Here is a 26716-nt window from a genome sequence, read left to right on the forward strand (position 1 = left end):
AAGAAGCCCCGAAACGTTTCAGCGTTTTCGGGGCTTTTTTGTTTTCGTTCATCGGGAACCAGACACCTCTTTTCCCTTCTAAGCTTCTGGCAGATACCCAAGCTGCTTCGTCCCTCCAGGAGTTTTTCCATGTCGTTACGCCGTCTCGCTTTGCTGGCTTTTTGCGTGCTATTGGCCGCTTGCAGCAAGGTCAACCAAGAAAATTACGCGAAATTGTCGGCTGGCATGGCCAAGGCTGAAGTAGAGTCGTTGCTGGGTAAGCCGACCGATTGTTCCGGCGCACTGGGCATGTCCAGCTGCACCTGGGGCGATAAAAACAGCTTTATCAGCGTTCAATATGCCGGTGACAAAGTTCTGATGTTTTCCGGGCAAGGCCTGAAGTAAACCGGGGCGCGAGCCTGCGGGAGAAGAAGAATGATGCGTTTTGTTTTGTGCCTTTGTGCCAGCCTGTTTTTGGCGGGCTGCGCCAGCCATTCTGGCGATGATCTGCAACCCAAGACAGCGAGCAACGTCAACCTCAAGCGTTACCAGGGCACCTGGTATGAGTTGGCCCGATTGCCGATGTACTTCCAGCGCAACTGCGCGCAGTCCGAAGCCCGTTACACGCTGTTGCCCGATGGCGACATGTCGGTGTTCAACCGCTGCCTGACACCTGAGTGGAAGTGGCAAGAAGCCAAGGGCACGGCCACGCCGCAAGTGCCGGGCAAGACCGACAAGCTCTGGGTGGAATTCAATAACTGGTTCACGGCGCTGCTGCCGGGCGTCGCCAAGGGCGATTACTGGGTGCTGTACGTCAGCGATGACTACAAGACCGCCCTTGTTGGCAGCCCGAGCCGACGCTACATGTGGATCTTGTCGCGCACGCCGACGGTGAGTGCCGACACCCGCGAAGACCTGCTGAGCAGGGCGCGGCAGCAAGGGTATGACACCACGCGGTTGATCTGGCGTACGTCGGACAAGCAGATGGCGAAGACCTCGCAATAAACCTGGACAACCGCCGATCAAAATGTGGGAGCGGGCTTGCTCGCGAATACGGAGTGTCAGTCGACAGATGTAATGACTGATACACCGCATTCGCGAGCAAGCCCGCTCCCACATTTGGTTTGCATTGTTTGTTAGCCCAGCAACTCTCTTAACACTTGCGTAAAGGCCCGGCTGCTCTCTTCTTCACCGGCATGGCGCCCATCGCGCACTACCCACTTGCCGTTGACCAGCACATCGCGCACTTGCCGATCACCACCGGCGAACAGCCAGCGATTAAGAATGCCGTCCTCGGTCGCCGTCGCCAAGTACGGATCATTGCCGTCCAGCACGATCCAATCCGCACGCTTACCCACTTCCAAGCGACCAATCGGCTGGCCCAGCGCCTGGGCGCCGCCGTCGAGCGCGGCATCAAACAGCGTGCGACCGACCATCGGCTGATCACTGCGGTACAAGCGGTTGCGCCGCTGGTCACGCAGGCGCTGGCCGTATTCCAGCCAACGCAACTCTTCCACCACACTCAACGACACATGGCTGTCGGAGCCAATACCCATGCGTCCGCCTTGGGCGAGAAAATCCACCGCCGGGAAGATCCCGTCGCCCAGGTTGGCTTCAGTAGTCAGGCACAGGCCGGCAATGGCGCGGCTCTTGGCCATGCGCGCCACTTCGTCAGCATCAGCATGAGTGGCATGCACCAGGCACCAGCGCTCATCGACGTCGACATTGTCATACAGCCACTGCAGCGGGCGTTTGCCGCTCCAGGCCAGGCAGTCATCGACCTCCTTTTGCTGCTCGGCAATGTGGATATGCACCGGGCAAGCCGTGTCGCTGGCGGCCAGTACATCATTGATTTGTTGCGGCGTTACGGCGCGCAGGGAGTGGAAACACAGGCCCAGCTGTTGCGCCGGTTGCGCGGCGAGGATCGGCTTGAGCCGCGCTTGCAGGTCCAGATAACTTTCGGTGCTGTTGATAAACCGTCGCTGGCCTTCATTCGGCGCCTGGCCACCGAACCCGGAATGGGTGTAGAGCACCGGCACCAGCGTCAGACCAATCCCGCTGCTGGCGGCTGCCTGGCTGATCTGGCGCGACAGTTCTGTGCGGTCGGCATACGGCTGGCCGCTGACGTCGTGGTGTACGTAGTGAAATTCGGCCACCGAGGTGTAACCGGCCTTGAGCATCTCGATATACAGCTGGCGGGCGATGACCTGCAGTTGCTCCGGGTTGATCTTGCCGACCATGCGGTACATCAAGTCGCGCCAAGTCCAGAAGCTGTCATTCGGGTTGCCGGCCACTTCGGCCAAACCCGCCATGGCACGTTGGAACGCGTGGGAATGCAGGTTCGGCATGCCCGCCAGCACCGGGCCTCTGAGCCGTTCGGCGCCGTCTGCATTGGCATTGGGCTCAACGTGGGTCAGCACGCCATCGGCGCTGACTTCAAAGCGTACATCGTTGGCCCATCCATTAGGCAGCAGCGCGCGTTCGGCAAAGAAAGCGGACATGATCAAGGCACCCCGGTCGTGTGTTTATTTGTATATACATATACAGACGTTTGCCTGCTCGGTAAACTCCGGCAATCTATGCATCTTTTCCCCCTGCAAGGATTCCCTGTGCCGACTCCGCCTGCCAAGTCTTCGCTGGCTGCCCACATGGACGAAAGTCCGGCGCCCTTGTATGCCCGCGTCAAACAGATGATCAGCCAGCAGATCCTCAACGGCAACTGGCCGCCGCATTACCGCGTGCCGTCCGAGAGCGAGCTGGTCAGCCAGCTGGGTTTCAGCCGCATGACCATCAACCGCGCCCTGCGCGAGCTCACGGCCGAAGGGTTGCTGGTGCGCATGCAAGGCGTCGGCACGTTCGTCGCCGAGCCGAAAAGCCAATCGGCACTGTTTGAAGTGCACAACATTGCCGATGAGATCGCCTCTCGCGGTCATCGGCATACCTGCCAGGTTATCCACTTGTGCGAAGAGGCCGCAGGCTCCGAGCGTGCCGTGGCCCTGGAAATGCGCGAAGGCGGGCGGGTGTTCCACTCGCTGATCGTGCATTTTGAAAACGACATCCCGGTGCAAATCGAAGACCGTTTCGTTAACGCCCTGGTCGCGCCGGACTACTTGCAGCAAGACTTCACCCAACAAACGCCGTACGCCTATTTGAACCAGGTTGCGCCGCTGACCGAAGGCGAGCACGTGGTCGAAGCGATCCTCGCCGATGCCGAAGAGTGCAAACTGCTGCAAATCGAGCCGAGCGAGCCATGCCTGTTGATTCGCCGCCGCACTTGGTCGGGTCGCCAGCCGGTGACCGCCGCGCGTTTGATCCACCCCGGTTCCCGTCATAGCCTGGAAGGACGTTTCAGTAAATGAGTGCAGTGAAAGTCTGGCGCGCCGCCGATTACATCCGCATGCCGTGGAAAAACGGCGGCGGCAGCACCGAAGAAATCACCCGTGATGCAGGCCAAGGCCTGGATGGCTTTGGCTGGCGCCTGTCGATTGCCGATATCGCTGAGTCGGGTGGGTTTTCGACCTTCGCCGGCTACCAGCGCGTGATCACGGTGATCAAAGGCGCGGGCATGGTGCTGACGGTGGATGGCGAGGAACAGCGCGGGTTGTTACCGCTACAGCCGTTCGCATTCAGCGGCGACAGTCAGGTTTCCTGCCGCTTGATCACTGGGCCGATTCGCGATTTCAACCTGATCTACTCGCCGCAGCGTTACCACGCGCGCTTTCAGTGGATAGACGGTGTGCAGCGGTTTTTCACCACGGCGCAGACGGTGCTGGTGTTCAGCGTGGCGGATGAAGTGAAGGTGCTGGATCAGAAGCTGGGCCATCACGATTGCCTGCAAATCGACGGTAACACCCACCTGCTGGACCTCTCGGTTACCGGCCGCTGCTGCATTATCGAACTGACCCAGCGCGGTTAAAAATGTGGGAGCGGGCTTGCTCGCGAATGCGGTGGGTCAGCCAGCCTATCTGGCACTGATACAACGCATTCGCGAGCAAGCCCGCTCCCACATTTGTTTCTCCATCGTCTTCACGATCTGTTTCCAGTCCCGCACCAAATTGTTACCGAACGCCCCAGCGTGGCGCAAAGCCGCGCCATCGTGACAAATTTCCCTCGCTGCAAAACACCCGCGCAAGAAATTTCACCAAGCCTCAAAGCCTTAATTTCCAAGGCTTTCACACACCTTCCCAAAAAATCTCACGCCCTCGCTAAGAAAGTTGGCCGCTTGATTGCATATGCTTGTACATACAAGTAAAGATGTGTGCGTAAGACTCTCCTTCGCACCATCAATGTTCGCGCATCGATCGCCGAGGAGTCTTAGCAGTGACCAAGCCTACAAAATACCGTGACGTCGAAATCCGCGCCGCCCGCGGTAACAAGCTCACCGCCAAAAGCTGGCTGACTGAAGCGCCGCTGCGCATGTTGATGAATAACCTCGACCCGCAAGTGGCCGAAAACCCGAAAGAACTGGTGGTGTACGGCGGTATTGGCCGCGCGGCGCGCAACTGGGAGTGCTACGACCAGATCGTCGAGAGCCTCACTAACCTGAATGACGACGAGACCCTGCTGGTGCAATCCGGCAAGCCGGTCGGCGTGTTCAAGACCCACAGCAACGCCCCGCGCGTGCTGATCGCCAACTCCAACCTGGTGCCGCACTGGGCCAGCTGGGAACACTTCAACGAACTGGATGCCAAGGGCCTGGCCATGTACGGCCAGATGACCGCCGGCAGCTGGATCTACATCGGCAGCCAAGGCATCGTCCAAGGCACCTACGAAACTTTCGTCGAAGCCGGTCGCCAGCATTACAACAGCGACCTGACCGGCCGTTGGGTGCTCACCGCCGGCCTCGGCGGCATGGGCGGCGCGCAGCCGTTGGCCGCAACCCTGGCCGGCGCCTGCTCGCTGAACATCGAATGCCAGCAAGTCAGTATCGACTTCCGCTTGAGCAGCCGTTACGTCGACGAGCAAGCCACCGACCTCGACGACGCCCTGGCCCGCATCGCCAAATACACCAAGGAAGGCAAGGCCATCTCCATCGCCCTGTTGGGTAACGCGGCTGAGATCCTGCCGGAACTGGTCAAGCGCGGCGTGCGCCCGGACATGGTCACCGACCAGACCAGCGCCCACGACCCACTCAACGGCTACCTGCCGGCTGGCTGGACCTGGGACGAATACCGCGCCCGCGCCAAGACCGAACCGGCTGCTGTAATCAAGGCCGCCAAGCAGTCGATGGCCGTGCACGTCAAAGCCATGTTGGAATTCCAGAAGCAAGGCATCCCGACCTTCGACTACGGCAACAACATTCGCCAGATGGCGCAAGAAGAAGGCGTGGAAGACGCCTTCGCCTTCCCAGGCTTCGTACCGGCCTACATCCGCCCACTGTTCTGCCGTGGCATCGGCCCGTTCCGTTGGGCGGCGCTGTCGGGCGACCCGCAAGACATCTACAAGACCGACGCCAAAGTCAAAGAGCTGATCCCCGACGACGCCCACCTGCACAACTGGCTGGACATGGCGCGCGAGCGCATCAGCTTCCAGGGCCTGCCGGCTCGTATCTGCTGGGTTGGCCTGGGCCAGCGCGCCAAGCTGGGCCTGGCGTTTAACGAAATGGTGCGCAGCGGCGAGCTGTCGGCGCCGGTGGTGATCGGCCGTGACCACCTCGACTCCGGCTCGGTCGCCAGCCCGAACCGCGAAACCGAAGCCATGCAGGACGGTTCCGACGCCGTGTCCGACTGGCCACTGCTCAACGCCTTGCTCAACACCGCGAGCGGCGCGACCTGGGTGTCGCTGCACCACGGCGGCGGCGTGGGCATGGGCTTCTCGCAGCACTCCGGCATGGTGATCGTCTGCGACGGCACCGACGAAGCGGCTGAGCGGATTGCCCGCGTACTGCATAACGACCCGGCCACGGGTGTGATGCGCCACGCGGATGCTGGTTACCAGATCGCCATCGACTGCGCCAAAGAACAGGGCCTCAATCTTCCGATGATCAAGTAACCAAATGGGGGAGGGGGCTTTTTGTGGCGAGCAAGCTTGCTTGCGCTGGGGTGCGAAGCAGCCCCCAAAAGCCGGCTCCAGCTGCGCTGTCGAACGGGAGCAAGCTCCCTCGCCACAACAAGCCCATTCCCACATTTGATCTGCGTTGCACACAAAAACAATCCATCAGAGGTTGAACACACATGGCTGCAAATGACGCACGTGCAAGCACCACCCCGTTGATCGAAAGGCGTTCGATCGACTACATCCCGGAAGCGGAAAGACACGGTCGTCTGTTTAGCCAGTTCACCCTATGGATGGGTGCCAACCTGCAAATCACCGCCATTGTTACCGGGGCCCTGGCCGTGGTGCTGGGCGGTGATGTGTTCTGGTCGTTGATCGGTCTGCTGATCGGCCAGTTGATTGGCGGCGGCGTCATGGCGTTGCATGCGGCGCAAGGGCCGAAGCTTGGCCTGCCGCAGATGATCTCCAGCCGGGTACAGTTTGGTGTTTATGGTGCGGCCATCCCGATCGTGCTGGTCTGTTTGATGTACCTGGGCTTCACCGCGACCGGCACTGTGCTTTCCGGCCAGGCGCTGGGCCAGTTGTTTGGCGTCAGTGACAGCGTCGGTATTCTGATCTTCGCCAGTGTCATTGTGCTGGTCACGGTGCTCGGTTACCGGGTGATCCATTGGATCGGTCGCGTTGCCAGCGTCATCGGTGTGGTTGCGTTCGTCTACTTGTTCAGCCGCCTGATCAGCCAGACCGACGTTGGCGCACTGCTGCAAATCCGCCACTTCAGCTGGAGCAGTTTTTTGCTGGCGGTGTCGCTCGCGGCATCCTGGCAGATCGCCTTCGGCCCTTACGTGGCGGACTATTCGCGCTACTTGCCGAGCAAGACGTCCTCGCTGAAAACCTTTTTCGCCGCTGGCGCGGGTTCGGTCATTGGTGCGCAGGTGGCGATGATCCTCGGCGTGTTTGCCGCGGCCATGTCCAACGGGCAATTCGTCGGCCACGAAGTGGCTTACATCGTTGGTTTGAGCGGCACGGGCGCTACTGCTGCGCTGCTGTACTTCAGCATCGCTTTCGGCAAGGTCACCATCTCTACGCTGAACTCCTACGGTAGTTTCATGTGCATCGCGACCATCATCAGCGGCTTTCGTGGTCGCCTGGAAGTCACGCGCCTGCAGCGCCTGGTTTTCGTGCTGGTCATTGTCGGTACTGCGACCCTGATTGCGTTGCTCGGCCAGCACTCGTTCCTCGGTGCATTCAAGTCTTTCATCCTGTTCCTGCTGGCGTTCTTTACGCCATGGAGTGCGATCAACCTGGTGGATTACTACTGCATCACCCGCGAGCGCTATGACGTGCCGGCGCTGGCCGACCCGAACGGTCGCTACGGTCGCTGGAACCTGCTCGGTATCAGCGTCTATGTCTTCGGCGTGCTGGTGCAATTGCCATTCATCTCCACCAAGTTCTACACCGGCCCGCTGGTGGCCGCGCTGGGTGATGTGGATATTTCCTGGATCATCGGTCTGGTACTTCCCGCAGCCCTCTATTACGTCTGTGCGAAAAAGTGGCACAGCGCAATTCCTGAACACCTGATCCTGCCGATCGAGCAGGGCGCTGCACCAATAACAAACGGGCTGGCTGCACAAGCCTGATGGGACGTGGACAGGGCAGGACGCCTACTGACTGCCGTAATCCATTTCAAGATTGGGAGCGTCACAACAATGAAAATGAATAAGACCCTGCTGGCCACGTTGTTTACCGCTGGTTTACTGGCGTCTGCCGGCGCTCAAGCGGCCGGTTGGTGTGAATCCGGCAAGCCTGTGAAATTCGCAGGCTTGAACTGGGAAAGCGGCATGTTGCTCACCGACATCCTGCAAACCGTGCTGGAAAAAGGCTACGACTGCAAAACCGACAGCCTGCCGGGTAACTCCATCACCATGGAAAACGCCCTGAGCAGCAACGACATCCAAGTGTTTGCCGAAGAGTGGGTGGGCCGCAGCGAAGTCTGGAACAAGGCCGAGAAGGCCGGCAAAGTCGTCGGCGTGGGTGCCCCGGTCGTCGGGGCTGTGGAAGGCTGGTACGTGCCGCGTTATGTGATCGAAGGCGATGCCAAGCGCAAGCTTGCACCCAAGGCGCCGGACCTGAAGACCATCGCGGATCTTGCCAAATACGCCTCGGTGTTCAAGGACCAGGAAGAGCCCTCCAAAGGCCGTTTCTACAACTGCCCGGCCGGCTGGACCTGTGAGCTGGACAATAGCGAAATGCTCAAAAGCTACGGCCTGGAAAGCACCTACACCAACTTCCGCCCAGGCACCGGCCCGGCGCTGGATGCGGCGGTGCTGTCGAGCTACAAGCGTGGCGAGCCGATCCTGTTCTACTACTGGTCGCCAACGCCGCTGATGGGCCAGGTTGACCTGGTCAAGCTGGAAGAAAAGCCGGGTGTGGATAAAACCGTGAGCATCAAGGTCGGCTTGTCCAAGACCTTCCACGAGCAAGCGCCGGAGCTGGTGGCCGTGCTGGAAAAGGTCAACCTGCCCATCGACCTGCTGAACCAGAACCTGGGCCGCATGGCCAAAGAGCGAATTGAGTCGCCAAAACTGGCGAAAATTTTCCTCAAGGAACATCCTGAAGTCTGGCACGCATGGGTGAGCGACGACGCAGCCAAGAAAATCGACGCGGCCTTGTAGGTTGAGCGTTCCCGGTTGTCTCAACAGGCAACCGGGCGCCCGGCCACAACCCACTGGATCGAGAGCACGATATGTTTCCTGAGAGTTTTACGTTTTCCATCGCCGACTGGGTCAACGGTTGGGTGGACTCGCTGGTCACCAACTACGGTGATGTGTTCCGGCACATTTCCGACACACTGCTATGGGCCATCGTCAACCTGGAAGGGGTGCTGCGCGCGGCGCCCTGGTGGCTGATGCTGGCCATCGTCGGCGGCATCGCCTGGCATGCCACCCGCAAGGTGGTGACCACAGCGGTGATCGTCGGCCTGCTGTTCCTGGTGGGCGCCGTTGGCCTGTGGGACAAGCTGATGCAAACCCTGGCACTGATGATGGTCGCCACGGTGATCTCGGTGCTGATCGGCATTCCGCTGGGCATTCTGTCGGCGCGCAGCAATCGTCTGCGCTCGGTGCTGATGCCGTTGCTGGACATCATGCAAACCATGCCCAGCTTCGTGTACCTGATCCCGGTGCTGATGCTGTTCGGCCTGGGCAAGGTGCCGGCGATTTTTGCCACCGTGATCTACGCCGCACCGCCGCTGATTCGCCTGACCGACCTGGGCATCCGCCAAGTCGACGGCGAAGTCATGGAAGCCATCAACGCTTTCGGCGCCAACCGCTGGCAGCAACTGTTCGGTGTGCAACTGCCGCTGGCGCTGCCGAGCATCATGGCCGGGATCAACCAGACCACCATGATGGCGTTGTCGATGGTGGTGATCGCCTCGATGATCGGCGCCCGTGGCTTGGGTGAAGACGTGCTCGTCGGCATCCAGACCCTCAACGTCGGCCGTGGCCTTGAAGCCGGGCTGGCGATTGTGATTCTCGCAGTGGTCATCGACCGCATTACCCAGGCCTATGGTCGTCCACGGCATGAGGCGAGCAAATGACTACTGTCAGCAAAATTGAAGTTAAAAACGTCTTCAAGATCTTCGGCAACCGTTCCAAGGAAGCCCTGGCGCTGGTGGGCCAAGGCAAGACCAAGGACCAGGTGCTGGCCGAGACCGGCTGCGTGGTCGGCGTGAATGACTTGTCCCTGAGCATCGGCACCGGCGAGATCTTTGTGATCATGGGCCTGTCGGGTTCCGGCAAGTCCACGCTGGTGCGCCACTTCAACCGGCTGATCGACCCTACCAGCGGCGCGATCCTGGTGGACGGCGAAGACATCCTGCAACTGGACATGGAAGCCTTGCGCCAATTCCGTCGGCACAAGATCAGCATGGTGTTCCAGAGCTTCGGCCTGCTGCCCCACAAGAGCGTGCTCGACAACGTTGCCTACGGCCTCAAGGTGCGTGGCGAAACCAAGCAGGTCTGCGCCGAACGCGCACTGCACTGGATCGAAACCGTGGGCCTCAAAGGCTACGAAAACAAATACCCGCACCAGCTCTCCGGCGGCATGCGCCAGCGTGTGGGCCTGGCCCGCGCCTTGGCGGCCGATACCGACATCATTCTGATGGACGAAGCCTTCAGCGCCCTCGACCCGCTGATCCGTGCCGAAATGCAGGACCAGTTGCTCGAGCTGCAAAAGACCCTGCACAAAACCATCGTGTTCATCACCCACGACCTCGACGAGGCCGTGCGCATCGGCAACCGCATTGCGATCCTCAAGGACGGCAAGCTGATCCAGGTCGGCACGCCGCGCGAGATTTTGCATTCGCCGGCGGATGAGTATGTAGACCGGTTTGTTCAGCGCCGCGCGTCGGTGGTGTAACTGATCGTTCCCACGCTCCGCGTGGGCATGCATCCCGTGACGCTCCGCGTCACTTTCTGACAGCGGGACGCGGAGCGTCCCAGGCGGCATTCCCACGCAGAGCGTGGGAATGATCAAATTAAGAGGCTAGAGATGTCCCAGGCAGCAAAAATCATCATCGCCGACGCCCCCATGCGTTGGCAGGACGTGGTCGCCGTCGCCCGCTTTGGTGCGCAACTCGAACTCTCGGGCCAGGCCTGGGCGCGGATCGACAATGCCCAGGCCATCGTGCAGCGCATCGTCACCAGCGGTGAACGCGCCTACGGTGTGAACACCGGCCTGGGCGCGCTGTGCAATGTGTCGCTCAAGGGCGAGCAACTCAGCCAGCTGTCGCGCAATACCCTGCTAAGCCACGCGTGTGGCGTCGGCCCGGTACTCAGCGACGAGCAGACCCGCGCGATCATCTGCGCGGCCGTCATCAACTACAGCCACGGCAAGTCCGGCCTGCACCCGCAGGTGGTGCATTCGCTGCTGGCGCTGCTTAACCACGGCATCACGCCGCAAGTGCCATCCCAGGGTTCGGTGGGTTACCTGACCCACATGGCCCATGTTGGTGTGGCGTTGCTGGGCGTCGGCACGGTGAGTTATCGCGGCCAGGTCGTGACGGCGCAAGAAGCATTACAGGCAGAAGGTTTGCAACCAGTGGTGCTCGGCGCCAAAGACGGCCTGTGCCTGGTCAACGGCACGCCGTGCATGACCGGCCTGAGCTGCCTGGCCCTGGCCGATGCCCATCACTTGTTGCAATGGGCCGACGTGATCGGCGCCATGAGTTTCGAAGCCCAGCGCGGCCAGATCGACGCGTTCGACGAAGCCATCATCGCCCTCAAGCCGCACCCGGGCATGCAGCAAGTCGGCAGCAACCTGCGCGCCTTGCTCGATGGCAGTGAAGTGATCGCCAGCAGCAAAGGCATTCGCACCCAGGACGCGTTGAGCATCCGCTCGATCCCCCAGATCCACGGCGCGGCGCGCGATCAAGTTGAACACGCCACCCGCCAGATCGAGACCGAACTCAACAGCGCCACCGACAACCCGCTGGTGCTCGGCACCCCGGACAACTACCGCGTGGTGTCCCAGGCCAACCCGCATGGGCAGTCCGTGGCATTGGCGGCGGACATGCTTGCGATTGCCATGGCCGAAATCGGCTCGGTGGCCGAGCGCCGCCTGGACCGCCTGATCAACCCGCATGTCAGCGGCTTGCCGGCGTTCCTGGTCAGCAACCCCGGCGTCAACTCCGGGATGATGATCGTGCAGTACGTCGCCGCCTCGCTGTGCGGGCAAAACCGTCAGCTGGCGCAACCGGCGGTGCTCGACAACTTCGTCACTTCGGGCCTGCAGGAAGATCACCTGAGCATGGGCACCAACGCCGCGCTCAAGTTGCACCAGCTGTTGGCCAACGTTACCCAGATTCTCGCCATCGAGTACTTGTTGGCGGCCCAGGCTTTCGAGTTTCTCAAGGATCAGCGTTTCGGCGCGGGCACCGACAGCGCCTGGCGTTTGCTGCGTGAAAAGGTCCCGGCTTACGAGCAAGACCGCTGGCTGGCGCCGGACATCGCGAGCGCTGCCGCGCTGCTCAAAGACACTGCTTTGCTGCACCAGGTATTACCCAATTTGCACTGAGCACTTATTCAACAGAAGTATTCAAAAGAACAATTCAAAGGAGCATGAATGTGACTGCGCTAAATCTGATTCCAGGCCAACTGAGCCTTGCCCAACTGCGGGCCATCTACCAGCAGCCGGTAACCCTCAGCCTGGATGACAGCGCCACGGCGCAGATCGAAGCCAGTGTTGCCTGCGTGGAGCAGATTCTCGCCGAGAACCGCACCGCCTATGGCATCAACACCGGTTTCGGCCTGCTGGCCTCGACCCGCATCGCCAGTGAAGACCTGGAAAACCTCCAGCGTTCCCTGGTGCTGTCCCACGCCGCCGGCGTCGGTGAGCCGATCAGCGACGCGCTGGTGCGGCTGGTCATGGTGCTCAAGGTCAACAGCCTGAGCCGTGGGTTCTCCGGGATTCGCCGCCAGGTAATCGACGCGCTGATCGCGCTGATCAACGCCGAGGTGTACCCGCATATTCCGCTTAAAGGTTCGGTCGGCGCATCGGGTGACCTGGCGCCCTTGGCGCACATGTCGCTGGTGCTGCTGGGCGAAGGCAAGGCGCGCTATAAAGGCGAATGGCTGGAAGCCACCGAAGCGCTGAAAGTCGCTGGCCTGACGCCGCTGACCCTCGCCGCCAAAGAAGGCCTGGCGCTGCTCAATGGCACCCAGGTGTCCACGGCTTATGCCCTGCGCGGCTTGTTCGAAGGCGAAGACTTGTTCGCGGCGGCAATCGCTTGCGGCGGCCTGACTGTAGAGGCCGTGCTCGGTTCGCGCTCGCCGTTCGACGCGCGTATTCACGCCGCACGTGGCCAGCGTGGGCAGATCGATTCGGCTGCGGCCTATCGCGACCTGCTCGGCGAAAGCAGCCAGGTCTCGCAGTCGCACCAGAACTGCGACAAGGTGCAAGACCCGTACTCCTTGCGTTGCCAGCCACAAGTCATGGGCGCCTGCCTGACCCAGTTCCGCCAGGCCGCCGAAGTGCTGGTGGTGGAAGCCAACGCCGTGTCGGATAACCCGCTGGTGTTCGCAGCCGAAGGCGACGTGATCTCCGGTGGTAACTTCCATGCCGAACCCGTGGCCATGGCCGCTGACAACATGGCACTGGCCATCGCCGAAATCGGCTCGCTGAGTGAGCGCCGTATCTCGCTGATGATGGACAAGCACATGTCGCAACTGCCGCCGTTCCTGGTGGGCAATGGCGGGGTCAACTCCGGCTTCATGATCGCCCAGGTGACCGCCGCGGCACTCGCCAGCGAGAACAAGGCACTGTCGCATCCGCACAGCGTCGACAGTTTGCCGACTTCCGCCAACCAGGAAGACCACGTGTCGATGGCGCCGGCTGCTGGCAAGCGTTTGTGGGAAATGGCTGAGAACACCCGTGGCATTTTGGCTGTTGAGTGGCTGGCTGCGTGCCAGGGCCTCGACCTACGTGACGGCCTGAAATCCTCGCCGAAACTGGAAAAAGCCCGTGGCATCCTGCGCGCCAAGGTGGGCTTCTACGACAAGGACCGTTTCTTCGCCCCGGACATCAATGCCGCCAGCGAACTGCTCGCCAGCCGCTGCCTGAATGAGCTGGTGCCGGCCAAGCTCCTGCCGAGCTTGTAACCGATCGTTCCCACGCTCTGCGTGGGAATGCTGCCCTGGACGCTCCGCGTCCGCTTTCAGAGTCGTGACGCGGAGCGTCACAGGATGTGTTCCCACGCGGAGCGTGGGAACGATCTTCTCCTCATAAGAATAATAGGGACGAGAAATGCACCAGCAAGAAAAAGGTTTGAAACGCGGGCTCAGCGCCCGACATATTCGCTTCATGGCACTCGGTTCCGCGATCGGCACCGGGCTGTTCTATGGCTCCGCTTCGGCTATCCAGATGGCCGGCCCCGCCGTGCTGCTGGCTTACCTGATCGGCGGCGCCGCGGTGTTCATGGTGATGCGCGCCCTCGGCGAAATGGCCGTGCACAACCCGGTTTCCGGCTCCTTCGGCCAGTACGCCAGCACCTACCTGGGCCCTATGGCCGGGTTTGTCCTCGGCTGGACCTACGCGTTTGAAATGATCATCGTCTGTCTCGCCGACGTCACCGCTTTCGGCATCTACATGGGCTTCTGGTTTCCCGAGGTCGCGCGCTGGGTGTGGGTGCTCGGCATCGTGTTTTTGATCGGTGGCCTGAACCTGTGCAACGTCAAAGTGTTTGGCGAGATGGAGTTCTGGCTGTCGCTGCTCAAGGTCGGCGCCATTGTCGCGATGATCCTCGGCGGCTTCGGCATCATGCTGTTCGGTATCCATTCGGCCGGTGACACCCAGGCCAGCGGCATCAGCAACCTGTGGGCCCACGGCGGCTTCATGCCTAACGGCATCGGCGGCCTGATCGCCTCGTTCGCGGTGGTGATGTTTGCCTTCGGCGGCATCGAAATCATCGGCATCACCGCCGGTGAGGCCAAAGACCCGCAGCGCGTGATCCCCAAGGCGATCAACGCGGTGCCGCTGCGTATCCTGTTGTTCTACGTGCTGACCCTGTTTGTGCTGATGGCTATTTACCCGTGGCCGCAGATCGGCAGCCAAGGCAGCCCGTTCGTGCAGATCTTCAGCAACTTGGGCATTGGCTCGGCGGCGACCATCCTCAATATCGTGGTGATTTCGGCGGCCGTGTCGGCCATCAACAGCGACATCTTCGGCGCCGGCCGCATGATGTACGGCCTGGCCCAGCAAGGGCAGGCGCCCAAGGGCTTTGCGCAGCTGTCCAAACAAGGCGTGCCGTGGATGACCGTGGTGGTAATGGGCGCGGCGCTGCTTGGCGGCGTGGTGCTCAACTACCTGATCCCGGAAAACGTGTTCCTGCTGATCGCCTCGATTGCCACCTTCGCCACGGTTTGGGTATGGCTGATGATCTTGTTCACCCAGGTCGCCATGCGCCGCTCGATGACCAAAGAGCAGGTCGCCGAGCTGAAATTCCCGGTGCCGTTCTGGCCGTATGCGCCGGCAGCGGCCATTGTGTTCATGCTGTTCGTGTTTGGCGTGCTCGGTTACTTCCCGGACACCCAGGCCGCGTTGCTGGTCGGCGCCGTGTGGATCGTGCTGCTGGTCGTCGCCTATCTGCTGTGGGTCAAACCCGCTGCCGGGCAAGCGGCCAAGGTCCATTACGACCCGGCTTTGTCTCATCGTTAACTTAGGGAGGCGTTGATGAAAACGCTTTGGCAACACTGCCACGTCGCAACCATGGCCGGCGGCAAATACTCGATCATCGAGGATGCCGCCATGGTCACCGCCGGTTCGCTCATCGAGTGGGTCGGCCCCCGCAGCCAAGTGCCACCGGCGGACTACGCCCAGGTGCATGACCTGCAAGGCGCGTGGGTTACCCCCGGGCTGATCGACTGCCACACCCACACGGTGTTCGGTGGCAATCGCAGCGGCGAATTCGAGCAGCGCCTTGAAGGCGTGAGCTACGCCGAAATCGCCGCCAAGGGTGGCGGTATTGCCAGCACCGTGCGCGCCACCCGCGCCGCTACTGAAGATGAACTGTTTGCCAGCGCCCACAAGCGCTTGCGCAGTTTGCTGCGCGACGGCGTGACCACGGTGGAGATCAAATCCGGCTACGGCCTGGACCTGGCCAGCGAGCGCAAATTGCTGCGGGTCATCCGTCGCCTCGGCGAAGCGCTGCCGGTCAGCGTGCGCGCCACGTGCCTGGCGGCCCATGCGTTGCCGCCGGAGTACAAGGACCGCGCCGACGCTTACATCGATCACATCTGCACCGAGATGCTGCCGGCCCTGGCCGCAGAAGGGCTGGTGGACGCGGTGGATGCGTTTTGCGAGTACCTGGCGTTTTCCCCGGAGCAGGTCGAGCGGGTCTTTAAAGTCGCGCAGCAGCTGGGTTTGCCGGTAAAGCTGCACGCCGAGCAACTCTCGTCGTTGCACGGTTCCAGCCTGGCCGCGCGTTACCACGCGCTGTCGGCAGACCACCTGGAATTCATGACCGAAGAAGACGCCATCGCCATGGCTGCCGCGGGCACCGTCGCCGTGTTGTTGCCGGGCGCGTTCTACTTCCTGCGTGAAACCCAGCTGCCGCCGATGGACGCCCTGCGCAAGCACGGCGTGAAAATCGCCATTGCCAGCGACCTCAACCCCGGCACTTCACCGGCGTTGTCGGTGCGTCTGATGCTGAACATGGCGTGCACCTTGTTCCGCATGACCCCCGAAGAAGCCTTGGCCGGCGCCACGCAACACGCGGCCACCGCGCTGGGCATGGGCGATACCCATGGCTCCCTGGAAGTGGGCAAGGTCGCGGATTTCGTCGCCTGGCAGATTGATCGCCCGGCTGACCTGGCCTACTGGCTGGGCGGCGAGTTGGATAAACGCGTCGTGCGCCACGGCGTCGATGTCACCGTTTGAGGCTGCCTTTGTGAACGAGGAGTACTACTGTGGATAAGGTTCTGAACTTCAAACAAGGTCGTGTCCCCCTGCTGATCAGCATGCCTCACGCCGGTTTGCGCCTGACGCCTGCGGTCGAAGCCGGCTTGATCCCAGAGGCGCAAAGTCTGCCGGACACCGACTGGCACATCCCAGCGCTGTATGACTTTGCCGAGGAACTGGGCGCCAGCACCTTGTCGGCCGAGTATTCGCGGTTTGTGATCGACTTGAACCGACCATCGGACGACAAACCGCTGTACGTCGGCGCGACCACCGGCCTGTACCCGGCGACATTATTCGACGGCGTGCCGCTGTTCCGCGAAGGCTTGGAGCCGTCACCAGAGGAGCGCGCCACCTACCTGCAAAAGATCTGGGGCCCGTACCACCGCGCCCTGCAAGAGGAACTGGCGCGGCTCAAGGCCGAGTTCGGCTACGCGCTGCTGTTCGATGCGCACTCGATTCGCTCGGTGATCCCGCACCTGTTCGACGGCAAGCTGCCGGATTTCAACCTCGGCACCTTCAATGGCGCGGCCTGTGACCCTGAGCTGGCAAGCCAGCTGGAAGCCATTTGTGCCGCGCATCCGCAGTACACCCATGTGCTCAACGGGCGCTTCAAGGGCGGGCATATCACCCGCCACTACGGCGACCCGGCGCAGGATATCCACGCCGTGCAGCTGGAGTTGTGTCAGAGCGCGTATATGGAAGAGTTTGAGCCGTTTCGTTACCGGCCGGATTTGGCCGAGCCGACGCAGGTGGTGTTGAAGCAGTTGCTGGAAGGGTTGTTGAGCTGGGGACGAAAGCGTTACGGCTGATATCGCTATCGCAGGCAAGCCAGCTCCCACAGTTGGAATGCATTTCAAGGTGGGAGCTGGCTTGCCTGCGATGAGGCCCTCACAGTCGCCCCAGTGCAATTGGCGGTCGCCGTAGGTCGTTTTAATCACCGTCCCGCTGGGTAAGGTTGTGGGTAGGGCGCGTCAGACGCCACTCCCCACAATAAAGCTGCCGAGTGAGACCTCTTTCATGAAAAGACTGTTCAACCGCTACCTGTTGACCCTCACCGGCGCCGCGCTGCTCAGTGCGCACGCCATGGCCGCTGAACCGGCCTCCTGCAAAGCCGTGCGCATGGGCGTGGTCAGTTGGACCGACGTGGTCGCCACCTCCGGCATGGCCGACGTGCTGCTCAACGGCCTGGGCTATGACAGCAAACAGACCAGCGCCGTGCAGCAGATCATCTTTGCCGGCATACGCGACAAGCGTCTGGATATCTTCCTCGGCTACTGGAAACCGGCGATGGACAACAACATCGCGCCGTTCCTGGCCGCCAAGCAGGTCAAGGTCTTCGACACCCCAAGCCTGTCTGACGCCCAAGCCACCCTGGCCGTGCCGCAATACGTAGCCGACGCCGGGTTGAAAACATTTGCTGACATTGCCCGCTTCAAGGACAAACTGGGCGGCAAGATCTACGGCATCGAGCCCGGCAGTGGCGCCAATACCGATATCCAGAAAATGATCGACACCAACCACTTCGGTCTGGGCGGCTTCAAGCTGGTCGCCTCCGGTGAAGCGGGCATGCTCGCGGCCGTGCAACGCGCCGTGAATCGCAAAGAATTTGTGGTGTTTGTCGGCTGGACCCCACACCCGATGAACATCAACATGAAAATGACCTACCTCACCGGCAGTGAAGATGTCTTCGGCGCCGACGAAGGCCGCGCCACGGTTTCCACCGTCACCGCACCGGACTTCGCCGAGCGCTGCCCCAACGCCAACCGCCTGCTGACAAACCTGACCTTCACCGCCGCCCAGGAAAGCCAGCTGATGGTGCCGATCATGGAGCGCCAGTCGCCGCAGGACGTCGCCAAGCAATGGCTGCGCGACCACCCCGAGGATTTGCAGCGCTGGCTGGCGGGGGTTACGGCGTTTGATGGCGGCGATGGCGTCGCGGCGGTGCAGGCCAGCCTGAAACCCTGAGAACACTGCCGGGCGAATGTGGGAGCCGGGCTTGCCCGCGATGACGGTGCATCAGGCAGTGAATAGGCAGCTGATACACCGCTATCGCAGGCAAGCCAGCTCCCACATTTGATTTCCATTGATAGGGATATTTGCGCATGTACCCCATTTCTCCGCAGCTTGCGGCCTTCGTCGACAAGACCGAATCCTTCACCAGCGCAGACTCGTCACTGCCAGGGTTGCGCCAGAACTATGACCGCATGTGCCGGGCGTTCACCCCGCTGACGCCTGAAGGGCTGCAAGTGTCAGACTTTTCCCTCGCAGGAGTCGGCGTGCGCAGTTATCTACCCACGGCTCCCACGCCGACCGAAGGCTGGCCGTGCCTCCTTTATATGCACGGCGGTGGTTGGGCGGTCGGCGGGCTGGATTCCCATGACTTCATCTGCTTCGAATTGGCCAGCGCGCTGCAGGTGCTGGTGATCGCCATCGACTACCGCTTGGCGCCGGAGCATCCGTTCCCGGCGGCGTACGAAGATTGCCGCGCAGTGTGGGAGGCGATTCAGGCGGGGCAGGGGCCGCACGCCATCAACCTGCAGCGCCGGGTGGTAATGGGCGACAGCGCGGGTGGCAACTTGGCGGCGGCGTTGTGCCTCGGCCTGCGCGACGACGGCCAGCCATTGCCCCAGGCCCAAGTGCTGATTTATCCCGGCCTGGGCGGCGCTGCCGATTTGCCCTCCCGTCGCGACTGTATGGATGCGCCCCTGCTCAGTACTGCCGACACCGACTGCTACCTGGCGCTCTACCTGCGGGGGGCGGGCAAGCCATCGGCCTACGCCATGCCGCTGCTGGCGGACGATTTCAGCGGCTTGCCCGAGGCGCTGATCGCCGTGGCCCAGTTCGACCCGTTGCGCGATGACGGCATGCTCTACGCCGAACGCCTGCAACAGGCGGGCGTGCCTGCTCTGCTGTATCCCGGCAAAGGCTTGGTCCACGGCTGTTTGCGCGCGCGCGGCCAGGCATTGGAGGTGGACCAGCTGTACGCCTACGTGTTGTCTTACCTGAGGAGCGAACGGCTGACACAGGTCTAAGTGCTCAAGGACATGCTCATTGCACAATTCGGGTTTATGATGCCAGACGGCAAAAATAATAGACGTCCCCTCAGGGATGAACCCGACACCCTACGGAGCGCGCAATGCAGACTTGGTACCCGCAGATCAAACCCTACGCCCGGCACGATCTGGCAGTCGATGACACCCATACACTGTACGTCGATGAAAGTGGCTCCCCCGAAGGCTTGCCCGTCGTCTTTATCCATGGCGGCCCTGGCTCCGGATGCGACGCCCAGAGCCGCTGCTACTTTGATCCGAACCTGTACCGCATCGTCACGTTCGACCAGCGTGGCTGCGGGCGCTCCACGCCTCGCGCGAGCCTGGAAAACAACACCACCTGGGATCTGGTCGCCGACCTTGAACGCATCCGCGAACACCTGGGCATCGACAAATGGGTGCTGTTCGGCGGTTCCTGGGGCTCGACGCTGTCCCTGGCCTACGCGCAATCCCACCCCGAGCGCGTGCATGGCTTGATCCTGCGCGGCATTTTCCTGGCCCGGCCACAGGACATTCACTGGTTCTACCAGGAAGGCGCGAGCCGCATGTTCCCGGATTACTGGCAGGACTACCTCGCGCCAATCCCGGCCGATGAGCGCCACGACATGGTTGCCGCTTACCACAAGCGCCTGACCGGCAACGACCAGATCGCCCAGATGCACGCGGCCAAAGCCTGGTCCGGCTGGGAAGGTCGCATGCTGGGCCTGTGCCCGAGCCCGCAGCATGTCGAGCGCTTTTCTGAGCCGCAGCGCGCGCTGTCCATCGCGCGTATCGAGTGCCACTACTTCACCAACAACTCTTTCATGGAGCCCAACCAGCTGATTCGCGACATGCACAAGATCGCCCATCTGCCTGGCGTAATCATTCACGGCCGCTACGATATGATCTGCCCATTGGATAACGCCTGGGAGCTGCACCAAGCCTGGCCCAACAGTGAACTGCAGGTGATTCGCGAGGCGGGCCATGCGGCGTCCGAGCCCGGCATTACCGATGCGTTGGTGCGTGCGACCGGCGAAATGGCACGGCGCCTGCTTGATCTGCCGCCAGAAGAAGCATGAAGGGCCTGTTGCAACGGGTGCGTGGCGCCCGGGTCGAGGTGGCGGGCGACGTCGTAGGTTCGATTGACCAGGGTTTGTTGGTGCTGGTGGCCGTCGAACCTTCAGATACGCCCGAGAGCGCCGATAAACTGCTGCACAAGCTGCTTAACTATCGGGTGTTCAGCGACGATGAAGGCAAGATGAACTTGTCTTTAAAGGACATCGACGGCGGTTTACTGCTGGTGTCGCAGTTCACCCTGGCGGCGGATACCAAAAGCGGGCTGCGGCCGAGCTTCTCCACGGCGGCCCCACCGGCGCTGGGAGCGGCGCTTTTTGATCACTTGTTGTTACAAGCGCAACAATTGCATGGCAAGGTGGCGTCAGGGCGTTTTGGCGCGGATATGCAGGTGCATTTGGTCAATGATGGCCCTGTGACGTTCCTCTTACAGACTTGAATGTATTAAAAACGACTTTAATGCCTAAAAACGCAGGGTTTCGCTACAAATACTTCGTTATCCCTGATGCGTTGTTTCGCGGGCTACTAGATAATCGCGCGCTACGGGGATCAGCGTTGTTTGGTCCATTTTTGACTTAGGTAGAGACTTGTCCGGCAGCGATTGGGGAATCATTCCGATCCAATGCAGTCGGAACAATGCTCGCCAACCTGGCATATAGATAGCTGGCCGTTGGTTTTTTGATCTGTTTTCGGCGAGGGTTGCTCGTGATTGTTAGTCCCTGTAATGCACCAAAATTGTCTGCCAAACGGTTACGAAACGCACTGGTAACGGGCTCCGCCCTGTTTTGCCTGTTCGGCGCGGGTCAACTGTGGGCATTCAGTCTGGATGATGTGTCGGCCAAGGCAAAAGAGCTGGCCGGGCAGAAATACGAAGCTCCGCGCAGCAATCTGCCGAACGAATTTCGCGAAATGAAATTCGCCGACTATCAGAAGATTCGTTTCCGCAACGAAAAAGCCGAGTGGGCCGATCAGAACACTCCCTTCAAGCTGTCCTTCTATCACCAGGGCATGCACTTCGACACGCCGGTGAAAATCAACGAAGTGACCGCCGACAGCGTTCATGAAATCAAATACGACCCGACGCGTTTCGATTTCGGCGACGTGAAATACGATCCAAAATCCACCGAACAACTGGGTTATGCCGGCTTTCGTGTGCTTTACCCGATCAACAAAGACGACAAGCAAGACGAAATCATGACCATGCTCGGCGCGAGCTACTTCCGCGTCGTCGGCAAGGGTCAGGCGTATGGCCTGTCTGCCCGTGGCATGGCGATCGATACTGCATTGCCGTCCGGTGAAGAGTTCCCGCGTTTCACCGAGTTCTGGGTCGAGCGTCCAAAACCGGGTGAAAAGCAGCTGGTGATCTTCGCCCTGCTGGATTCTCCACGCGCTACCGGCGCTTATCGCCTGACCTTGCGCCCTGGCACCGACACCATTGTCGACGTCAAATCGCAAATGTTCCTGCGCGACCAGGTCAGCAAACTGGGCGTTGCCCCGTTGACCAGCATGTTCCTGTTCGGCGCGAACCAGCCGTCGAAGGTGCTCAACTACCGTCGTGAACTGCATGATTCCAGCGGTCTGTCGATCCATGCCGGCAACGGCGAGTGGATCTGGCGTCCTCTGAACAACCCTAAACACCTGTCGGTCAGCAACTTCACCATCGAAAACCCACGCGGTTTCGGTCTGCTGCAACGTGGTCGCGACTTCAGCCACTACGAAGACCTGGACGACAACTACGACAAGCGCCCAAGCGCCTGGATCGAGCCTGAAGGCGACTGGGGCAAGGGTTCCGTCAACCTGGTCGAGATCCCGACCGCCGATGAAACCAACGACAACATTGTTGCGTTCTGGAGCCCCGCCGAGTTGCCCAAAGTCGGCGAGCCGCTGGACATCAGCTACCGCCTGCACTGGACCATGGACGAAAAAGCCCTGCACCCGGCCGACAGCGCCTGGGTCAAGCAGACGCTGCGCTCCACCGGTGACGTGAAGCAATCCAACCTGATCCGTCAGCCGGACGGCAGCGTGGCCTACCTGGTGGACTTCGAGGGCCCGTCCCTAAAAGCCCTGCCGGCAGATGCCCCAGTACGCAGCCAGGTGAGTGTTGGCGACAACGCTGAAATCGTTGAAAACAGCGTGCGTTACAACGAACACACCAAAGGCTGGCGCCTGACCCTGCGTATGAAGATCAAAGACGCAGGCAAGCCGACCGAAATGCGTGCGGCCCTGGTTGAAGACATTCCGCAGCCTGAGCCTGAAAAAGCCTCGACCCAAGTGATCAAGGCCGACAAGCTGCTGGCCAAGCAACACGAGAAACAGGCCAAGAAAGACGCTAAAGAAGCCAAAGAAGCTAAAGACAAGGAAGCCAAGCAGCCAGAAGCTGCCCCGGCCACGCCACTCTCTAATCCGGAGCCGGCCAAGACAGAACACGTCCTGACCGAAACCTGGAGCTATCAGTTGCCTGCCGATGAGTAATTCTCAAGCCACGCCAGAGACGCTGTCCGAGTACCTGGCGCACCTTCCGATGACCGCAGAGCAGCGCGCCGAGCTGGCGGGCTGCACGTCCTTCAGTGAGTTGCACGAACGCTTGTCGTCCGCGACGTTCGATGCACCGACCGACGCTGCCCAAGCATCGGTCGGCCGTCGGCTGACCCTCAACACCGCCGAAGAGCTGCAAGACGCCGAAATGCTCGCGCTCGACGCCAGTGGCCGGGTTTGCCTGAAGGCCACGCCGCCGATTCGTCGGACCAAAGTGGTGCCTGAGCCTTGGCGTACCAACATTCTGGTGCGCGGTTGGCGCCGGATGACCGGTCGCACCAACCCGCCCAAGCCGCCTAAAGACGACCGCGTACTGCCGGCTGCACGCTGGCGTACGGTCGGTTCGATCCGCCGCTACATCCTGCTGGTTCTGATGCTCGGCCAGACCATCATCGCTGGCTGGTACATGAAAGGCATCATGCCGTACCAGGGCTGGTCGTTGGTCGACTTCGACGAGATCCGCAACCAGACGCTGCTGCAAACGGCTACCCAAGTACTGCCTTACGCCCTGCAAACCAGCATCCTGATCATGTTCGGGATCTTGTTTTGCTGGGTGTCGGCGGGTTTCTGGACTGCGTTGATGGGCTTCCTGGAACTGCTCACCGGTCACGATAAATACCGGATCTCCGGTAAAAGTGCCGGCGACGAGCCGATTCCGAAAGAGGCCCGTACCGCGCTGGTGATGCCGATCTGCAACGAAGACGTGCCCCGGGTTTTCGCCGGTCTGCGCGCTACCTTCGAATCGGTGGCCGCCACGGGCGACCTGGACCGCTTCGATTTCTTCGTGCTCAGCGACAGTAACGAAGCGGATATCTGCATCGCCGAACAGCAAGCCTGGCTCGACGTCTGCCGCGAAGCCGGTGGTTTCGGCAAGATCTTCTATCGCCGCCGTCGCCGTCGCGTCAAACGCAAGAGCGGCAACCTTGACGACTTCTGCCGTCGTTGGGGCGGTGACTACAAGTACATGGTGGTCCTCGACGCCGACAGCGTAATGAGCGGTGAATGCCTGACCAGCCTGGTGCGCTTGATGGAAGCCACGCCGGATGCCGGGATTATCCAGACCGCGCCACGTGCGTCGGGCATGGATACCCTGTATGCGCGCATGCAGCAGTTCGCCACCCGCGTGTACGGCCCGCTGTTTACTGCCGGCCTGCACTTCTGGCAGTTGGGTGAATCCCACTACTGGGGCCACAACGCGATCATCCGCATGAAGCCGTTTATCGAGCACTGCGCCCTCGCGCCGTTGCCGGGTAAAGGCGCGTTTGCCGGTGCGATCCTCTCCCACGACTTCGTTGAAGCAGCGCTGATGCGCCGTGCCGGCTGGGGCGTGTGGATTGCCTACGACTTGCCGGGCAGCTACGAAGAACTGCCGCCGAACCTGCTGGATGAGCTCAAGCGTGACCGTCGCTGGTGCCACGGCAACCTGATGAACTTCCGCCTGTTCCTGGTTAAAGGCATGCACCCGGTGCACCGTGCGGTGTTCCTGACCGGCGTGATGTCCTACCTGTCGGCGCCGTTGTGGTTCTTCTTCCTGGTGCTGTCGACAGCGTTGCTGGCGGTGAACACCTTGATGGAGCCGCAGTACTTCATGGCGCCGCGCCAGTTGTACCCACTGTGGCCGCAATGGCACCCGGACAAGGCGGTGGCGCTGTTCTCCACCACCATCGTGCTGCTGTTCCTGCCTAAATTGCTGAGCATCATCCTGATCTGGGCCAAGGGCGCGAAAGAGTTCGGTGGCAAGTTCAAGGTGACCTTGTCGATGCTGCTGGAGATGCTGTTCTCCATGTTGCTGGCGCCGGTGCGAATGATCTTCCACACCCGTTTCGTGCTCGCCGCGTTCCTCGGCTGGGCTGCGACCTGGAACTCGCCGCAACGTGACGACGACTCCACGCCATGGAGCGAGGCGGTCAAGCGCCACGGCCCGCAAACCCTGCTCGGCTTCCTGTGGGCGCTGCTGGTGGTGTGGTTGAACCCAAGCTTCCTGTGGTGGCTGATCCCTATCGTCGGTTCGCTGATGCTGTCGATTCCGGTGTCGGTGATTTCCAGCCGGGTCAAGTTGGGCCTCAAGTCTCGCGACGAGAGCCTGTTCCTGATTCCTGAGGAATACAATCCGCCGCAAGCCCTGCTGTCGACCGAGAAGTACACCCACGAAAACCGTTGGCACGCCCTCAATGACGGGTTTGTGCGTTCGGTGGTCGACCCGCAGCAGAACGCCCTGGCCTGTGCCCTGGCGACTTCGCGTCACCGTGAGGCGGAGCCCATTGAGCACTTGCGCCAGGAGCGCGTGCGCCATGCGTTGAAAGTCGGCCCTGCCGGCCTCAACAACGGTGAGCGCCTGGCGTTGCTCAGCGACCCGGTAGCCTTGGCTCGCCTGCATCAGCAGGTGTGGAGCGAAGGCCATGCCGAGTGGCTTGGTGCTTGGCGTGAATCGATCAACGCTGATCCGCACGCGCCATTGCTGCCGCTGCAACCGCTGTCTTCGCAGGCCCAACCGGCCTGATTCAGACGCCCCCGAGGGCTCACCTCGGGGGCGTTCAAAGCGCTGGTCCTACAGCGCTTTACGCCCTTTCCGCTTATCTCTGACGCCTTGTTATTTCGAAACAAAAGACCCTTGTCCGAGGCGTATTGTCATGCCTGCGGCTGGGTTAGCATCGCCCCCAAAATCGACTAGGTCACAGGGGGGATTCATGATCAAAAGGTATGGTTCAGCGTGGCTTATCGGCGCTCTCGCATTGATTTATTCAGGCTGGGCGAGCGCCGGCGCCCTTGATGATGCTGTGCGACGTGGCGTGCTTAAAGTGGGCACCACGCCCGTCTACGTACCCTTCGAAATGACCGACAAGCAGGGGCGCATCGTCGGCTTCGAGATCGACTTGCTGCAGGCGATGAGCCGCGCCCTGGGCGTCGAACTTGAACTGGTCGCTGTGCCCTATATCGATTTGGTGCCGGGGTTGATGGCGAAGAAGTTCGATCTGATTGGCAGCGGCATGACCGTCACTCAAGAACGCAATCTGAAGCTCAACTTCAGCGATTCCTTTATCGTGGTGGGCCAAACCGTGCTGCTGCATCCGAGGCTTGCCGGCAAGATCTCCAGTATCGAAGACCTGGACGAGGCGGGCTACCGGATCGCGGCTACCGAGGGCACTACCGGGGAGTCCGCTGCCCAACGCTTTTTGGGGGCCGCTCAGCTGAGCAGTTTCGCAACCCCGGAGGAGGGCGTGCGGCAGGTGGTGGAGGGCAAGGCCGATGCCTTTATCCATGACGCGCCCTACAACTTGATCGCGATGACCAGGCCGGAGAACCACACACTGTTAGCGCTGGAGCAGCCGTTTACCTTCGAGCCCCTGGCGTTTGGCCTGAAAAAAGGTGATTACGACAGCCTGAATTGGATCAACCACTTTCTCAGTCAAGTGGCCCAGGATGGCACCTACGATCGTCTGCATGACAAGTGGTTCAAGGATACCGACTGGATGGCGGAAGTCGACTGATCGTCATAACTACTTACATATCAACCCATTGGCGCTCGCTCGTCCTGACCTGTCTATCTCAGCGCCTGGCTGCACCGTCGTGGGGCTTTTTCCGACATACGCCGTTAACTATTACCCGCGAAACCTTTGTGACGGGCAGCGAGTGGGTTAGGATCGCACCCCGAA

The 26716-nt window shown here is 61.1% G+C and carries 22 protein-coding genes; 21 read left to right on the plus strand and 1 reads right to left on the minus strand.

The window, feature by feature from the left end:
• Window positions 1-129 precede the first annotated feature (129 nt).
• Window positions 130-384, plus strand: coding sequence for a hypothetical protein (locus ACA065_RS01770; RefSeq protein WP_017849914.1), 255 nt, complete (start codon window positions 130-132; stop codon window positions 382-384).
• Between the two features lie 30 nt (window positions 385-414).
• Complete coding sequence (locus tag ACA065_RS01775) at window positions 415-984, plus strand: lipocalin family protein (RefSeq protein WP_446433720.1); 570 nt, start codon at window positions 415-417, stop codon at window positions 982-984.
• A 131-nt stretch (window positions 985-1115) separates the two neighbouring features.
• Here the strand turns inward: ACA065_RS01775 and ACA065_RS01780 are convergent, their stop codons facing one another.
• Window positions 1116-2480, minus strand: coding sequence for a formimidoylglutamate deiminase (locus tag ACA065_RS01780; protein ID WP_497693063.1), 1365 nt, complete (start codon window positions 2478-2480; stop codon window positions 1116-1118).
• Between the two features lie 147 nt (window positions 2481-2627).
• Here ACA065_RS01780 and hutC point away from each other — a divergent pair, with 147 nt between their 5' ends.
• The 19 genes from hutC to ACA065_RS01875 all read left to right on the plus strand — a co-directional run bounded on the left by hutC (window position 2628) and on the right by ACA065_RS01875 (window position 26551).
• Complete coding sequence (gene hutC, locus ACA065_RS01785) at window positions 2628-3338, plus strand: histidine utilization transcriptional repressor HutC (protein WP_232000148.1); 711 nt, start codon at window positions 2628-2630, stop codon at window positions 3336-3338.
• On the plus strand, window positions 3335-3895 hold the full coding sequence (locus tag ACA065_RS01790; protein WP_497693064.1) for a HutD/Ves family protein: 561 nt from the start codon (window positions 3335-3337) through the stop codon (window positions 3893-3895). The genes hutC and ACA065_RS01790 overlap by 4 nt, the downstream gene beginning before the upstream one ends.
• A gap of 404 nt (window positions 3896-4299) precedes the next feature.
• The gene (gene hutU, locus ACA065_RS01795) at window positions 4300-5970 is read left to right on the plus strand and encodes a urocanate hydratase (RefSeq protein WP_094949334.1); all 1671 of its coding nucleotides are present in this window, start codon (window positions 4300-4302) and stop codon (window positions 5968-5970) included.
• Window positions 5971-6152: 182 nt separating this feature from the next.
• On the plus strand, window positions 6153-7610 hold the full coding sequence (locus tag ACA065_RS01800) for a purine-cytosine permease family protein (RefSeq protein WP_497693065.1): 1458 nt from the start codon (window positions 6153-6155) through the stop codon (window positions 7608-7610).
• A gap of 69 nt (window positions 7611-7679) precedes the next feature.
• On the plus strand, window positions 7680-8645 hold the full coding sequence (locus ACA065_RS01805) for an ABC transporter substrate-binding protein (protein WP_497693066.1): 966 nt from the start codon (window positions 7680-7682) through the stop codon (window positions 8643-8645).
• A 71-nt stretch (window positions 8646-8716) separates the two neighbouring features.
• Entirely contained in the window at window positions 8717-9568 is an 852-nt protein-coding gene (locus tag ACA065_RS01810) for an ABC transporter permease (RefSeq protein ID WP_177088712.1), read from the plus strand.
• On the plus strand, window positions 9565-10389 hold the full coding sequence (locus ACA065_RS01815) for a quaternary amine ABC transporter ATP-binding protein (protein ID WP_497693067.1): 825 nt from the start codon (window positions 9565-9567) through the stop codon (window positions 10387-10389). The genes ACA065_RS01810 and ACA065_RS01815 overlap by 4 nt, the downstream gene beginning before the upstream one ends.
• 132 nt (window positions 10390-10521) lie before the next feature.
• Window positions 10522-12045: an HAL/PAL/TAL family ammonia-lyase gene (locus tag ACA065_RS01820; protein WP_497693068.1), complete on the plus strand. Its 1524-nt coding sequence runs from the start codon at window positions 10522-10524 to the stop codon at window positions 12043-12045.
• Window positions 12046-12089: 44 nt separating this feature from the next.
• The gene (hutH, locus tag ACA065_RS01825; RefSeq protein WP_497693069.1) at window positions 12090-13628 is read left to right on the plus strand and encodes a histidine ammonia-lyase; all 1539 of its coding nucleotides are present in this window, start codon (window positions 12090-12092) and stop codon (window positions 13626-13628) included.
• Between the two features lie 145 nt (window positions 13629-13773).
• On the plus strand, window positions 13774-15183 hold the full coding sequence (locus ACA065_RS01830; protein ID WP_497693070.1) for an amino acid permease: 1410 nt from the start codon (window positions 13774-13776) through the stop codon (window positions 15181-15183).
• Window positions 15184-15198: 15 nt separating this feature from the next.
• On the plus strand, window positions 15199-16404 hold the full coding sequence (hutI, locus tag ACA065_RS01835) for an imidazolonepropionase (protein WP_497693071.1): 1206 nt from the start codon (window positions 15199-15201) through the stop codon (window positions 16402-16404).
• A 29-nt stretch (window positions 16405-16433) separates the two neighbouring features.
• A complete protein-coding gene (hutG, locus tag ACA065_RS01840) occupies window positions 16434-17234 on the plus strand; it encodes an N-formylglutamate deformylase (protein ID WP_497693072.1) in 801 nt (266 codons plus the stop codon).
• Between the two features lie 208 nt (window positions 17235-17442).
• Window positions 17443-18390, plus strand: a complete 948-nt coding sequence (locus ACA065_RS01845) for a choline ABC transporter substrate-binding protein (RefSeq protein ID WP_497693073.1) — start codon at window positions 17443-17445, stop codon at window positions 18388-18390.
• Window positions 18391-18521: 131 nt separating this feature from the next.
• Window positions 18522-19457 carry an alpha/beta hydrolase gene (locus ACA065_RS01850; protein ID WP_497693074.1) on the plus strand — a complete coding sequence of 312 codons (936 nt, stop codon included), beginning with the start codon at window positions 18522-18524 and terminating at the stop codon, window positions 19455-19457.
• A 104-nt stretch (window positions 19458-19561) separates the two neighbouring features.
• Complete coding sequence (gene pip / locus ACA065_RS01855) at window positions 19562-20533, plus strand: prolyl aminopeptidase (RefSeq protein WP_497693075.1); 972 nt, start codon at window positions 19562-19564, stop codon at window positions 20531-20533.
• Complete coding sequence (gene dtd / locus ACA065_RS01860; protein ID WP_497693076.1) at window positions 20530-20967, plus strand: D-aminoacyl-tRNA deacylase; 438 nt, start codon at window positions 20530-20532, stop codon at window positions 20965-20967. Before pip ends, dtd begins: the two co-directional genes overlap by 4 nt.
• A gap of 266 nt (window positions 20968-21233) precedes the next feature.
• Window positions 21234-23000: a glucan biosynthesis protein G gene (locus tag ACA065_RS01865; protein WP_497693077.1), complete on the plus strand. Its 1767-nt coding sequence runs from the start codon at window positions 21234-21236 to the stop codon at window positions 22998-23000.
• The gene (gene mdoH, locus ACA065_RS01870; RefSeq protein ID WP_497693078.1) at window positions 22993-25563 is read left to right on the plus strand and encodes a glucans biosynthesis glucosyltransferase MdoH; all 2571 of its coding nucleotides are present in this window, start codon (window positions 22993-22995) and stop codon (window positions 25561-25563) included. Before ACA065_RS01865 ends, mdoH begins: the two co-directional genes overlap by 8 nt.
• 187 nt (window positions 25564-25750) lie before the next feature.
• Window positions 25751-26551 (plus strand): transporter substrate-binding domain-containing protein, encoded by an 801-nt coding sequence (locus ACA065_RS01875; protein ID WP_497693079.1) that lies wholly within the window; start codon window positions 25751-25753, stop codon window positions 26549-26551.
• The last annotated feature ends 165 nt before the right edge of the window (window positions 26552-26716 follow it).

The sequence above is a fragment of the Pseudomonas sp. LBUM1640 genome, from assembly GCF_059716225.1.